Annotated in this window: 14 protein-coding genes; 2 read left to right on the plus strand and 12 right to left on the minus strand. The window is 71.0% G+C overall.

Translation table 11 applies throughout. From position 1 onward, the window contains the following. Window positions 1-19 precede the first annotated feature (19 nt). A complete protein-coding gene (locus GON04_RS25000) occupies window positions 20-1,531 on the minus strand; it encodes a tripartite tricarboxylate transporter permease (protein WP_157400656.1) in 1,512 nt (503 codons plus the stop codon). Between the two features lie 19 nt (window positions 1,532-1,550). Further along, window positions 1,551-2,039 (minus strand): tripartite tricarboxylate transporter TctB family protein, encoded by a 489-nt coding sequence (locus GON04_RS25005; RefSeq protein ID WP_157400881.1) that lies wholly within the window; start codon window positions 2,037-2,039, stop codon window positions 1,551-1,553. 144 nt (window positions 2,040-2,183) lie between these two features. Here GON04_RS25005 and GON04_RS25010 point away from each other — a divergent pair, with 144 nt between their 5' ends. Continuing rightward, a complete protein-coding gene (locus GON04_RS25010; protein ID WP_157400657.1) occupies window positions 2,184-2,873 on the plus strand; it encodes a response regulator transcription factor in 690 nt (229 codons plus the stop codon). Further along, window positions 2,870-4,267: a sensor histidine kinase gene (locus GON04_RS25015; protein ID WP_157400658.1), complete on the plus strand. Its 1,398-nt coding sequence runs from the start codon at window positions 2,870-2,872 to the stop codon at window positions 4,265-4,267. Before GON04_RS25010 ends, GON04_RS25015 begins: the two co-directional genes overlap by 4 nt. A 4-nt stretch (window positions 4,268-4,271) precedes the next feature. Here the strand turns inward: GON04_RS25015 and GON04_RS25020 are convergent, their stop codons facing one another. The 10 genes from GON04_RS25020 to GON04_RS25065 form a co-directional block, all read right to left on the minus strand. Further along, a complete protein-coding gene (locus tag GON04_RS25020) occupies window positions 4,272-4,946 on the minus strand; it encodes an HAD family hydrolase (RefSeq protein ID WP_157400659.1) in 675 nt (224 codons plus the stop codon). 34 nt (window positions 4,947-4,980) lie between these two features. After that, window positions 4,981-5,841: a metallophosphoesterase gene (locus GON04_RS25025; RefSeq protein ID WP_157400660.1), complete on the minus strand. Its 861-nt coding sequence runs from the start codon at window positions 5,839-5,841 to the stop codon at window positions 4,981-4,983. Continuing rightward, window positions 5,819-6,220, minus strand: coding sequence for a YchJ family metal-binding protein (locus GON04_RS25030; protein ID WP_181653758.1), 402 nt, complete (start codon window positions 6,218-6,220; stop codon window positions 5,819-5,821). The genes GON04_RS25025 and GON04_RS25030 overlap by 23 nt, the downstream gene beginning before the upstream one ends. Then, complete coding sequence (locus tag GON04_RS25035; RefSeq protein ID WP_157400661.1) at window positions 6,217-7,347, minus strand: acyl-CoA dehydrogenase family protein; 1,131 nt, start codon at window positions 7,345-7,347, stop codon at window positions 6,217-6,219. The genes GON04_RS25030 and GON04_RS25035 overlap by 4 nt, the downstream gene beginning before the upstream one ends. A gap of 44 nt (window positions 7,348-7,391) precedes the next feature. Beyond that, on the minus strand, window positions 7,392-8,060 hold the full coding sequence (locus GON04_RS25040; protein ID WP_157400662.1) for an SDR family oxidoreductase: 669 nt from the start codon (window positions 8,058-8,060) through the stop codon (window positions 7,392-7,394). A gap of 125 nt (window positions 8,061-8,185) precedes the next feature. Further along, entirely contained in the window at window positions 8,186-9,367 is a 1,182-nt protein-coding gene (locus tag GON04_RS25045) for an acetyl-CoA C-acyltransferase (RefSeq protein ID WP_157400663.1), read from the minus strand. A gap of 88 nt (window positions 9,368-9,455) precedes the next feature. Then, the gene (can, locus tag GON04_RS25050) at window positions 9,456-10,112 is read right to left on the minus strand and encodes a carbonate dehydratase (protein ID WP_157400664.1); all 657 of its coding nucleotides are present in this window, start codon (window positions 10,110-10,112) and stop codon (window positions 9,456-9,458) included. Between the two features lie 38 nt (window positions 10,113-10,150). Then, window positions 10,151-11,329, minus strand: a complete 1,179-nt coding sequence (locus GON04_RS25055) for an isovaleryl-CoA dehydrogenase (RefSeq protein WP_157400665.1) — start codon at window positions 11,327-11,329, stop codon at window positions 10,151-10,153. 8 nt (window positions 11,330-11,337) lie between these two features. Next, the gene (locus tag GON04_RS25060) at window positions 11,338-11,799 is read right to left on the minus strand and encodes a PaaI family thioesterase (protein WP_157400666.1); all 462 of its coding nucleotides are present in this window, start codon (window positions 11,797-11,799) and stop codon (window positions 11,338-11,340) included. Window positions 11,800-11,845: 46 nt separating this feature from the next. Continuing rightward, window positions 11,846-12,271 (minus strand): MerR family transcriptional regulator, encoded by a 426-nt coding sequence (locus GON04_RS25065; RefSeq protein ID WP_157400667.1) that lies wholly within the window; start codon window positions 12,269-12,271, stop codon window positions 11,846-11,848. Window positions 12,272-12,324 lie beyond the last annotated feature (53 nt).

A 12,324-nucleotide genomic window follows, 5' to 3' on the forward strand; every position in this document is an offset into this window, starting at 1 on the left:
GCTGCAGGCCTCGCGGCCGTCACTCTTCGACGAAGGCTTCCTCGCGCTTGGCCTTGATCGAGGGCAGCGCCACGACCACCACCAGCAGCAGGGCGGCGGCCAGCAGACCGGCCGACAGCGGCCGGGTGACCAGCACGCTCCAGTCGCCGCGCGACAGCAGCAGGGCCCGGCGCAGGTTCTCTTCCATCATCGGGCCCAGGATGAACCCGAGCAGCAGCGGCGCCGGTTCACAGCCGAGCTTGATGAACGAGTAGCCGATGACGCCGAAGATGGCGACCATCCAGATGTCGAACACGTTGTTGTTGGTCGAGTACACGCCGATCGCGCAGAACAGCACGATGGACGGGAACAGCCAGCGGTAGGGCACGGTCAGCAGCTTGATCCACATGCCGATCAGCGGCAGGTTCAGGATCACCAGCATCGCGTTGCCGATCCACATCGAGGCGATCAGGCCCCAGAACAGCTGCGGGTTGCTGGTCATCACCTGCGGGCCCGGCTGGATGTTGTGGATGGTCATGGCACCGACCATCAGCGCCATCACGGCGTTGGGCGGGATGCCCAGCGTCAGCAGCGGGATGAAGGAGGTCTGCGCGCCGGCGTTGTTGGCCGACTCGGGCGCCGCGACGCCGCGGATGTTGCCCTTGCCGAACGGCACTTCGCCCGGACGCAGCTTGGTCTTCTTCTCGACCGTGTAGGCGGCGAAGGCAGCCAGCAGCGCACCGCCGCCGGGCAGGATGCCCAGCACCGAGCCCAGGGCCGTGCCGCGCAGCACGGCCGGGATCATGTTGCGGAAGTCTTCCTTGGTCGGGAACAGGCCCGTGACCTTGGCGGTGAACACCTCGCGGTGCTCGGACGAGTGCGACAGGTTCTGGATGATCTCGCCGTAACCGAACACGCCCATGGCAATGGTGATGAAGCCGATGCCGTCGGTCAGTTCCGGGATGTCGAACGAGAAGCGCGCCACGCCGGAGTTGACGTCGGTGCCCACCAGGCCGAGCAGCAGGCCCAGCACGATCATCGCGACCGCCTTGACCAGCGAGCCGGAGGCCAGCACCACGGCGCCGATCAGGCCCAGGATCATCAGCGAGAAGTATTCGGCCGGGCCGAACTTGAACGCCACCTCGGTCAGCGGCGCGGCGAAGGCCGCCAGGATCAGCGTGCCGACGCAGCCGGCGAAGAACGAGCCCAGGCCGGCGGCCGCGAGGGCCGGGCCGGCCCGCCCCCTGCGCGCCATCTGGTAGCCGTCGATCACGGTCACCACCGAGGACGATTCGCCCGGCAGGTTGACCAGGATGGCGGTGGTGGAGCCGCCGTACTGGGCGCCGTAGTAGATGCCGCCCAGCATGATCAGCGCCGAGACCGGCGGCAGCGCGTAGGTGGCCGGCAGCAGCATCGCGATGGTGGCCACCGGGCCGATGCCGGGCAGCACGCCGATCAGCGTGCCCAGCAGGCAGCCGATGAAGGCGTACAGCAGGTTGATCGGCGTGAAGGCCACGCCGAAGCCGATCGCCAGGTTGGAAATCAGGTCCATGTCGTTCGTCTCTCTGGGGTCAGCCCGCGATGAAGGAGGGCCACACGGGGAATTGCAGCTTGAGCAGCAGGACGAAGGCGCAGTAGCTGCCGATCGCCAGCACGGTGGCCAGGATCGCGACTTCCTTGGCCTTGAACTCGTCGCCGGCCAGGGCGGCCACGAAGGTCAGGCCGTAGATGCCGATGATCAGGCCCATGGGCGGGATGCCCAGCTTGGGGACGCCGCCCAGCAGCAGGCCGAACAGGATGTTGGCGCCGATGATGAAGCCCAGCGGTCGCCAGGCCCAGGAGCCGATCTTCTCGCCGTCCTCGGTCTCGACCACCAGCGATTCAAAGATGATGAAGGCCCCCAGAATCGCCAGCACGATGCCCAGCATCAGCGGGAAATAGCCCGGGCCCATCCGGGCGCCGTTGCCGACGGTATAGGTGCTGGCGCCGAATCCGAAGGCGGCGCCCACGATGGTGAACATCAACCCCGCGAAGAAGTCTTTCTGGCTCTTGATCCTCATGCTGTTCCTCAGGTCCATGCAAGGCCCCTGTGGGAAGCGGGCCCGGACCGGGGATTACCGCCGCGCGCCCCTGACCGGGGGCTGACCAGTCGCGTTGGGAAAAGTGCGTAGCATCGCCCCCAACAACGGAGCTACACCTCTGGCATGCGGATCCTGCTGATCGAAGACGACGTCGTGCTGCGCGACGTGATGGTGCGCAGCCTGCGCGACGCCGGCCATCGCGTCGACATCGCCGGCACCCTGGAGGAAGCCGACCAGCTGTGGCAGATGGCGGGCTTCGACGCCGTCCTGCTCGACCTGAACCTGCCGCACAGCGTGCACCCGCGCAGCGGGCTGGGCAGTGGCCTGACGGCGCTGAAGGCGGCGCGCGCGCGCGGCGACCGCACGCCGGTGCTGGTGCTCACGGCGCGCAACCGCACCGACGAGCGCATTGCCGGGCTGAACGCGGGCGCCGACGACTACCTGGGCAAGCCGTTCGACCTGGCCGAGGTCGAGGCTCGGCTGCGCGCCGTGGTGCGGCGCACGATGGGCACCCAGGACCAGGTGCAGGTCGGCGGGCTCTCGCTGGACCGCCAGAACCGCCGCTTCGGCATCCACGGCCAGCCGCTGGAGCTGCCGGCGCGCGAGTTCGAGGTGCTGTGGGAGCTCATGACGCCGGCCGGGCGGGTGGTGAGCAAGCGCGAGATGGCCGAGAAGCTGTCCGACCTCGAGGACTACCTGGGCGACAACGCGCTCGAGGCCTTCATCTCGCGCCTGCGCAAGAAGCTGGCCGGCAGCGGCGTGCGCATCCGCACCCTGCGCGGGCTGGGCTACCTGCTCGAGGCCGAGCATTGAGGCCCGCCCGGCCGCCCTCGCTCTCCTCCCGCCTGCTGCGCCACGTGCTGGTGCCGCTGGCGCTGACCTGGCTGGCCGGCACCGCGGTGTCGGCCGGCATCGCCTACTACTTCACCCAGAAGGCGTTCGACCGCTCGCTGCTCGACGATGCCGCCCTGCTGGCCACCAACGTCCAGCTGCAAAGCGGCGAGCTGGAACTCACGCTGACCACGCGCGAAGTCAACCGGGTCCTGTTCGACCAGGTCGAGACCATGTACTTCAGCGTCATCCGGCCCGATGGCCGCGTCGTCGCCGGCGTGCAGGACCTGCGGCTGGCGCCCGCGCCGGCACCCGCCCTGCACCGCTTCGAGGACCTCGAGCTGCGCGGCCAGAGCCTGCGCGCCGTGACCCTGCACCGCACCGAGCCGCTGCCGTTCGACGTCGTAGTGGCCGAGACCACGCTCGGCCGCAATGTCGTGCTGCAACGGCTGGCCTGGTTCTCGCTGCTGCCCCAGGGCCTGCTGCTGGGCGTGCTGGCCCTGTGGCTGCGCCGCGCCATCCGCGACGACCTGCAGCCGCTGGCCCAGCTGCAGGAGGCGCTCGGGCGGCGCAGTGCCAACGACCTGGCGCCCATCCACGTCGATGCGCGCACGCTGGACGTGGCCACGCTGTCGGCCGCGCTCAACGCGCTGTTCGCGCGGCTCGAGCGCAGCGTGCGGGCCCAGCGCGAATTCGCCGGCAACGTCGCCCACGAGCTGCGCACGCCGCTGGCCGGCATCCGGGCGCTGGCCGACTACGGGCTGTCGCAGGATGAGCCGGCAGCCTGGCGCGAGCAGCTGGCGCGCATCGCGGCCAGCCAGGCGCGCGCCAGCCGGCTGGTGGACCAGCTGCTCGACCTGGCGCTGGCGCTGGAGGCCGAGGCCGGCCTGACGCTGGAGCCGGTGGAGCTCGACCAGCTGGTGCGCGACGCGGTGCTGCGCTTCCTGCCGCGCGCCGACGCGGCCGGCGTGGACCTGGGCGCGCTGGGCATCGATGCGCCCTGCCGCGTCCGCGCCGACGCCACCCTGGTCGACGGCATCCTCACCAACCTGCTGGACAACGCGCTGCGCTACGGTGCCGCCACCGACGGCCAGCCCTCCACGGTCACGGTCTCGATCGAGCGCCAGGGCGAGCAGGTGGTGCTGGCGGTGCAGGACAACGGGCCGGGGCTGCCGGAGGATCTGCAGGCGCAGCTGGTGCAGCGCGGGGCGCAGGGCGAGATCGGCCAGCTGCTGGGCCAGGGCGCCGGCATCGGCCTGGCGCTGGTGTCGCAGTACGCGACGCTGATGAATGCCGGGATGGCGCTGGGCAGCGGCCCCGGCGGCCAGGGCTGGCAGTGCCAGATCCGCTTCCGGGCCTGGAGCCCGTCCACCTGACGGCTCAGGCCAGCAGGCCGGGCAGCTCGTGCATCGCGGTGAACACCGCGCTGGCGCCGGCGGCGCGCAGGGCCCCGGGCGCATCGTGGCCGGCTTCCGGCGGGCTGTAGCCGAGCACCGTGGCGCCGGCAGCGACCCCGGCCGTGACGCCGGTCACCGTGTCCTCCACCACCAGGCAGTGGCGCGGGTCGGCGCCCAGCGCGGCGGCGGCCGCCAGGTAGACGTCGGGCGCCGGCTTGGAGCGCGGCATCTCGTGGCCGCTGAAGATGCGGCCCTCGAAGTACGGCATCAGGCCGCACTTGGCCAGCTGCAGCTCGACCTTGTAGCGGTCGGCGCCGCTGGCACAGGCGATGCGACCCTGCACCGCCGCGTGCACCCGGGCCACCGCGTCCGGCGCGCCGGCGATCGGCGTCAGGGCCGCCTCCAGCCGCTCATTGCGGCGGCGCCGGAACTCGACCAGCCAGTCGTCGGTGAGCGGCCGGCCGGTGCGCGACTCGATCAGGGCGCGCTCGTCCTTCACTGCCTTGCCGATGAACAGGCGCATGCACTCGTCGCGCGAGAGCGACCAGCCGGCCTCCTCGAGCATGTCGCGCAGGACGCCGTTGGTGAGGGGCTCGCTGTCGACCAGCACGCCGTCGCAATCGAACAGGACGGCCTGGAAGCGGGAGGTGGTGGGCATGGGGCGGCGATGGTACCAAGCGGCCACGGCGGCCTCAGCCGAGCGCGCCGTCGATCGTGAACAGCACCCACTCCGGGCGCCGGTTGAAGCGCAGCGGCAGCACGCTGGTGCCCAGCCCGCTGGTGACCCAGGCGTGCATGCCGGCGTGCTCGATCCAGCCGTAGGCCCAGCTGCGCGGCGCAGCGCCCGGGACGATGAGCGCGCCGATGCCGGGCAGGGCGACCTGTCCGCCGTGGGTGTGGGCGGCCACGGCCAGTCCGGGCACCGCGTTCATGTCGAGCAGGCTGGCCGGGTCGTGCATCAGCACCAGCAGCTGCGCGCCGGGCGGCACCGCGGCCAGCGCCAGCGCCGGCTGCGAGTGGCCGGTGCTGTGGTCGCCGATGCCGGCCACCCAGAGGCCGGCATCGACCGCCCGCGCCTGGTTCTCCAGCACGACGATGCCGCGCTGCCGCAGCGCCGCCGCGACCGCCGGGCCGTCGTGATACCAGTCGTGGTTGCCCAGCACGGCATGCACGCCCAGCGGCGCACGCAGGCGCCCGAGGGCGGCGGCGATGGCCTCGGGCGCGAGGGCGCCACGGGCCGGGTCGCCGTCGCCGGCGACGAAGTCGCCCGCCAGCAGCACCAGGTCGGGTGCGGCGGCGTTGATGGCGTCGACGATGGCGCGTGCATGCCCGGGCGTCATCACGCCGCCGCGGCCCAGGTGCCAGTCGCCGGCCACGGCCACCCTCAGCGGCGGCCGCTGCCAGCCGGGCAGGTGCACCTCGACCTGGCGCTGCGCGACCCAGCGCGGCTCGATGCCGAACGACCAGGCGGCCAGCAGCAGCACGGCCGCCAGCGCGGCCCAGCGCAGCCGGCGGCGCGGTCGCGCGGCCTCAGCGGACGGCGCCGTCGACATAGAACCAGCGGCCGTCCTCGCGCACGAAGCGGCTGCGCTCGTGCAGGCGCCCGCCGCGCCCGGCGACGCGCCAGCGGGCGACGAACTCCACCTCGGCGTGGTCGGCATCCAGCAGCCGGTGCTCGCGCAACTCCAGCCCGAGCCAGCGGGTGCCGTCACCGGAGCGGACCTCGGCCGGCCGGGTGGACGGGTGCCAAGTGGCGGCCAGGTAGGCGTCGTCGCCGCGCGTGAAGGCGGTGTAGCGCGAGCGCATGAGCGCCTGCGCATCAGGCGCCGGGCGGCCGGCCAGGATGGGGCCGCAGCACTGGTCGAACGCGAGCGGGCGGCCCCGGGCATCGGTGCGGCCGCAGGGGCAGGAGGCGGCGGGCGGCGTGCTCACGCCAGGGCGCGCTGGATGAGGATCTTCTGCACGTCGGACGTGCCCTCGTAGATCTGGCACACGCGCACGTCGCGCCAGATGCGCTCGACCGGGAAGTCGCTCACGTAGCCGTAGCCGCCCAGGGTCTGGATGGCTGCGCTGCAGACCTCCTCGGCCATCTCGCTGGCGAACAGCTTGGCCATGGCCGCCTCCTTCAGGCAGGGCCGGCCGGCGTCGCGCAGGCTGGCCGCGTGCCAGATCAGCTGCCGCGCCGCCTCCAGCCGGGTGGCGCAGTCGGCCAGCCGGAAGCCGACCGCCTGGTGGTTGAAGATGGCCGTGCCGAAGCTCTGCCGCTCCTTGGCGTAGGCCAGGGCCACCTCGAACGCGCTGCGGGCCATGCCCAGACTCTGCGCAGCGATGCCGATGCGCCCGCCTTCCAGCGCCGACAGGGCGATGCGGTAGCCCTCGCCCTCCTCGCCGATGCGGTGGTCGACCGGGATGCGGCAGCCGTCGAGGTTGATCTGCGCCGTGTCGCTGGAGTGCTGGCCGACCTTGTCCTCCAGCCGCGCCACGACGTAGCCGGGCGTGTCGGTCGGCACCACGAAGGCGCTCATGCCGCGCTTGCCGGCGCCCTTGTCGGTGACGGCGATGACGATGGCCAGCTGGCCGTTGCGCCCACTGGTGATGAACTGCTTGACGCCGTCGAGCACGTAGCTGTCGCCCTCGCGCCGGGCCGTGGTGCGCAGGGCCGAGGCATCGCTGCCCACGTGCGGCTCGGTCAGGCAGAACGCGCCCAGCAGGTCGCCACGGGCCAGCGGCACCAGCCAGCGCTGCTTCTGCGCCTCGCTGCCGTAACGCAGCAGGATGGCGTTGACCGGGCAGTTGGTGACGCTGATCGCGGTGCTGGTGCCGCCGTCACCGGCCGCAATCTCCTCCAGCACCAGGGCCAGTGTCACGTAATCGAGGCCGGCGCCACCATAGGCCTCGGGCACGCAGATGCCATAGGCGCCGAGCGCCGCCAGTCCCCGGTGCGCCTCGCGCGGGAAGGTGTGGTCGCGGTCCCATTGCGCCGCGTGCGGCCACAGCTGGTCGCGCGCGAACGCCCGGACGGCGTCGCGGATCATGTCCTGGTCGGGGGTGAGCAGCATGGAGGCAGTGGGGAGAGGTGGAAGGCCGTGCCGCGCTGGGCGGGCTACCAGCCCTGGAACGGCGTGCCGTCGTGGTCGAGGAAGGCGCCGCTCTGGCGCGGCGTGAGGGCGGTGATGGCCTTGCGCATGGCCGCGACGCTCTGCGCCGCGGTCAGCGGCGCGCCGGGGCCGCCCATGTCGGTCTGCACCCAGCCCGGGCTCATGGCGACAAGGGTGGCGGCGGGGTAGTCGTGCCGCGCCGCGGCCACGGCCATGTTGAGGGCCGCCTTGCTCACCCGGTAGAGCCAGCCGAAGCTGGATGACGCGCCGGCGATCTGGCCCATGCCGCTGGTGATGCAGACCAAGCGGCCGCGCGCGGCCGCGACCAGCGGCGCCACCTGCGGGATGACCTGCATCGCGCCCAGCACGTTGGTGTGCATCAGCCGGTCGAAGTCCTGCCGCGTCGGCGGCTCGACCGCGCCGGCGGTGCTGTAGACACCGGCCACGTACAGCGCCAGGTCGAGCTTCTCGCCATCGAGCGCCCGCCCCAGCTTGCCGGTGCTGGCCGGATCGGCGACGTCGAGCGGCAGCGCCTGCGCCCCCAGGCTCTCCAGCAGCCGCAGGCCCTGCTCGGAGCGCGCCGTGGCGATCACGCGTTCACCGGCCTGCCGGTACTGGCGCACGAACTCCAGGCCGATGCCGCGCGAGGCGCCGATGACGAGGGTGGTGCCCATGACTGAAACCTCCCGGACGCAGACGGCGCGGAAACATCGCAGAAGTCGCAGAACGAAAGGATCCGATTGGATCCCTTGCGCGTCTGCTGCGGAACTTCTGCGCCTTCTGTGGACGGGTGTCCGCCTTACAGCAGCTCGAGCGCGACCGCCGTGCCTTCGCCGCCGCCGATGCAGAGGGTGGCGACGCCGCGCTTGCCGCCACGGGCCTTCAGCGCGTGCAGCAGCGTGACCATGATGCGGGCGCCGGACGCGCCGATGGGGTGGCCGAGCGCGCAGGCGCCGCCGTTCACGTTGACGATGTCGTGCGACACCTTCAGCTCCTCCATCAGGGCCATGGGCACGACGGCGAAGGCCTCGTTCACTTCCCACAGGTCAACGTCGGCCACTTTCCAGCCGGTCTTGGCGAGCAGCTTCTGGGTGGCGCCCACCGGTGCGGTGGTGAACCAGTTCGGCTCCTGCGCGTGCATGGCGTGGGCCACGATGCGCGCCAGCGGTTTGCAGCCCAGCCGCCTGGCGGTGCTCTCGGTCATCATCACCAGCGCCGCGGCGCCGTCGTTGATGCTGGAGCTGGAGGCGGCGGTGATGGTGCCGTCCTTCTTGAAGGCCGGCTTCAGTTGCGGGATCTTGTCGAGCTTGACTTTGCCCGGGCCCTCGTCGATCGCGATGACCGACTCGCCGGTGCGGCTCTTGACCGTGACCGGGGTGATCTCAGTGGCGAAGGCGCCCGACTCGGTGGCCTTCTTGGCCCGCTGCACGCTGGCGGTGGCGAAGGCGTCCTGGGCCTCGCGCGAGAACTTGTACTTGGCAGCGCACTCCTCGCCGAAGGTGCCCATGGAGCGGCCGGCCTCGTAGGCGTCCTCCAGGCCGTCGAGCATCATGTGGTCGTAGACCTTGTCGTGGCCCATGCGGTAGCCGCCGCGGCCCTTGAGCAGCAGGTAGGGCGCATTGGTCATGCTCTCCATGCCGCCGGCGACCATGACCTCGTGGCTGCCGGCCAGCAGCATGTCGTGGGCGAACATGGCGGCCTTCATGCCCGAGCCGCACATCTTGGACAGGGTGACGGCGCCGGCGCTCTTGGGCAGGCCGCCCTTGAACGCGGCCTGGCGGGCCGGGGCCTGGCCCTGGCCGGCCATCAGGCAGTTGCCGAACAGCACCTCGCCGACGGCGTCGCCGGGGATGCCGGCACGCTCGACGGCCGCCTTGATGGCGGCACCGCCGAGGTCGTGGGCGGACAGGGCGGAGAAGTCGCCCTGGAACGACCCCATCGGGGTGCGGGCGGCGCTGACGATGACGACGGATTCAGCCATGGGGATGCTCCTTTGAGAATTCAGGATGGAATGATGAGCGTTCGGACGAGAACACGTCGGGCACGTGGCCGGCTTGGACGTTGTCCGCCTAGGTGCTGCGCGCGGCGGTGATCCGCGCGACAGCGGCGTGGTAGAGCGTGTCGAGCGACTCGGTGCTGGACACCGACATGCCCAGGTCCTGCAGCAGGCCGTCGTGCACGCCGAACGCCCAGCCGTGGACGGTGACCTTCTGGCCCTTGGCCCACGCGTCGACCATGACGGTGCTGACACTCACGTTGACCACCTGCTCGATCACGTTGAGGTCGACCAGGGCGTCGCCGCGCCGCTCGGGCGCCAGCTTCTCCAGCAGCACGCGGTGACGGTCGCGCACGTCCTGGATGTGGCGGATCCAGTTGTCGGCCAGGCCGATGCGGGTGCCGTGCAGCGCCGCCAGTACGCCGCCGCAGCCGTAGTGGCCCACCACCATGATGTGCTCGACCTTGAGCATCTCCACCGCGAACTGGATGGCCGACAGCGCGTTCAGGTCGGAATGCACCACCACGTTGGCGACGTTGCGGTGGACGAACACCTCGCCCGGCTCCAGCCCGGTGATCTGGTTGGCGGGCACCCGGCTGTCGCTGCAGCCGATCCACATGAACTTGGGCTGCTGCTGCTTGACCAGGCCGCTGAAGAAGCCGGGGCGGGTGCGCTCCATCTCGGCGGCCCAGGCCCGGTTGTGCGAGAACAGGTCGGCGATGGCGGTCATGAGCCGATTTTCGTCCAGGCTGCGCTACGCACGAACACCTACAGGGTTTCGGCGAACAGTTCGCGGCCGATCAGCATGCGCCGCACCTCGCTGGTGCCGGCGCCGATCTCGTACAGCTTGGCGTCGCGCCATAGCCGGCCCAGCGGGTAGTCGTTGATGTAGCCGTTGCCGCCGTGGATCTGGATGCCCTCGCCGGCCATCCAGGTGGCCTTCTCGGCGCACCACAGGATGACGGAGGCGCAGTCCTTGCGCACCTGGCGCACGTGCCCGGCGCCCAGCAGGTCGAGGTTCTTGCCCACCGTGTAGCAGAACGCGCGTCCCGCCTGCAGCGTGGTGTACATGTCGGCGACCTTGCCCTGGATGAGCTGGAACTCGCCGATGCTCTGGCCGAACTGCTTGCGCTCGTGGATGTAGGGCACCACGTTGTCCATCACCGCCTGCATGATGCCGACCGGCCCGGCCGCGAGCACCGCGCGCTCGTAGTCCAGGCCGCTCATCAGCACCTTGGCGCCACCGTTGAGCGTGCCCAGCACGTTCCCGGCCGGCACCTCGACGTCCTGGAATACCAGCTCGCCGGTGTGGCTGCCGCGCATGCCCAGCTTGTCGAGCTTCTGCGCGACCGAGAAGCCCTTCATGCCCTTCTCGACCAGGAAGGCGGTGACGCCGCGCGCGCCCAGCTCGGGCTCGGTCTTGGCGTAGACCACCAGCGTGTCGGCGTCGGGGCCGTTGGTGATCCACATCTTGCTGCCGTTGAGCAGGTAGTAGCCGCCCTTGTCCTGGGCCTTGAGCTGCATCGAGATGACGTCGCTGCCGGCGCCCGGCTCGCTCATGGCCAGCGCACCGACATGCTCGCCGGAGATCAGCCGGGGCAGGTACTTGCGCCGCTGGTCGTCGGTGCCGTTGCGCTTGATCTGGTTGACGCAGAGGTTGGAATGGGCGCCGTACGACAGCCCCACCGAGGCCGAGGCGCGCGAGATCTCCTCCATCGCGATCATGTGGGCCAGGTAGCCCATGTTCGCGCCGCCGTATTCCTCGGGCACGGTGATGCCCAGCACGCCCAGCTCGCCCATCTTGCGCCACAGGTCCATCGGGAACTGGTCGCTGCTGTCGATGGCGGCCGCCCGCGGCGCGATCTCGGCCTGGGCGAAGGAGCGCACGGCATCGCGCAGCGCGTCGATGTCCTCGCCCAGCTGGAAGTTCAGGCCTGGCAGGTCCATGGTGTCTCCTAGTGCTTGATGTCGTCGCGGCCGGCGATCGCCATGAGGGTGGTGCTCATGGTGGCCACCAGCTTCTCGCGGCCGTCGTCGATCGCGTAGGCGCGTCCTTCGACCACCGTGATGGTGCGCCCCGGCTTGACCACCGTGCCGACCATGCGGAAGCGCTGGCCGCGGGCGGGGGCGACGAAGTTGATCTTGTATTCGATGCTCAGCACGCCGACGTCGGCCGGCATCAGCGTGGAGCCGGCATAGCCGCAGGCCGAGTCGAGCGCCGCGCCGACGATGCCGCCGTGCAGGAAGCCGTGCTGCTGGGTCAGGTGGGCCGCATAGGGCAGCTGGACCTCGACCTCGCCGGGCTCGACGCGGGCCAGGCTGGCGCCCAGCGTGGCCATGGCGGACTGGCGCTCGAAGCTGGCGCGCACGCGCTCGGCGAAGGCGGCGTCGGCGGGCTGGAAATCGGTGGTCGGCATGGACGCGTGCGGGAGGGTTGGGAATTGACGTTTACGTCAACGTCAATCATACCTGCCGGGCCGCGGCCTTGTCGCGCGGGGCCTTCTCCAGCCGGCTGAGCAGCGCGCGCGCCTCCTTCTCGTGCACCTTCACCTCGTCGAGGTTGGCCTGCAGGTCGGCCATCTGTTCCTCTAGCTGGTGGCGGTGCTGCGCCAGGATGGCCAGGAACTTCTTGAGCTGCGGCCCGGTGTCGCGCGGGCTGTCGTACATGTCGATGATCTCGCGCGCCTCCGACAGCGACAGCCCGAGCCGCTTGGCCCGCAGGGTGAGCTTGAGCCGGGTGCGGTCGCGCGCGCTGTAGACGCGGTTGCGGCCGCCCGGGCCGGACCGCTCGGGCTGCAGCAGCCCCATGTCCTCGTAGAAGCGCATGGCGCGCGTGGTGAGGTCGAATTCGCGCGCGAGGTCGCTGATGGTGTAGGTCGTGGTCGCCATGGAAGACCGGAGGAGCAAGCGGATGGATGTGCGGGACAGCGGGAACGGGCGCG

Origin of the sequence: Ramlibacter pinisoli, from assembly GCF_009758015.1 — a bacterium.
GTDB classification, from domain to species: domain Bacteria; phylum Pseudomonadota; class Gammaproteobacteria; order Burkholderiales; family Burkholderiaceae_C; genus Ramlibacter; species Ramlibacter pinisoli.

What these genes read in the sequence shown, in the direction of transcription:
- GON04_RS25065 (WP_157400667.1), bottom strand. Translation starts at nt 12,271, where the DNA reads ATGGCGACCACGACCTACACCATCAGCGACCTCGCGCGCGAATTCGAC.
- GON04_RS25010 (WP_157400657.1), top strand. Translation starts at nt 2,184, where the DNA reads ATGCGGATCCTGCTGATCGAAGACGACGTCGTGCTGCGCGACGTGATG.
- GON04_RS25060 (WP_157400666.1), bottom strand. Translation starts at nt 11,799, where the DNA reads ATGCCGACCACCGATTTCCAGCCCGCCGACGCCGCCTTCGCCGAGCGC.
- GON04_RS25035 (WP_157400661.1), bottom strand. Translation starts at nt 7,347, where the DNA reads ATGCTGCTCACCCCCGACCAGGACATGATCCGCGACGCCGTCCGGGCG.
- GON04_RS25045 (WP_157400663.1), bottom strand. Translation starts at nt 9,367, where the DNA reads ATGGCTGAATCCGTCGTCATCGTCAGCGCCGCCCGCACCCCGATGGGG.
- GON04_RS25000 (WP_157400656.1), bottom strand. Translation starts at nt 1,531, where the DNA reads ATGGACCTGATTTCCAACCTGGCGATCGGCTTCGGCGTGGCCTTCACG.
- GON04_RS25020 (WP_157400659.1), bottom strand. Translation starts at nt 4,946, where the DNA reads ATGCCCACCACCTCCCGCTTCCAGGCCGTCCTGTTCGATTGCGACGGC.
- GON04_RS25005 (WP_157400881.1), bottom strand. Translation starts at nt 2,039, where the DNA reads ATGAGGATCAAGAGCCAGAAAGACTTCTTCGCGGGGTTGATGTTCACC.
- GON04_RS25025 (WP_157400660.1), bottom strand. Translation starts at nt 5,841, where the DNA reads ATGTCGACGGCGCCGTCCGCTGAGGCCGCGCGACCGCGCCGCCGGCTG.
- can (WP_157400664.1), bottom strand. Translation starts at nt 10,112, where the DNA reads ATGACCGCCATCGCCGACCTGTTCTCGCACAACCGGGCCTGGGCCGCC.
- GON04_RS25055 (WP_157400665.1), bottom strand. Translation starts at nt 11,329, where the DNA reads ATGGACCTGCCAGGCCTGAACTTCCAGCTGGGCGAGGACATCGACGCG.
- GON04_RS25040 (WP_157400662.1), bottom strand. Translation starts at nt 8,060, where the DNA reads ATGGGCACCACCCTCGTCATCGGCGCCTCGCGCGGCATCGGCCTGGAG.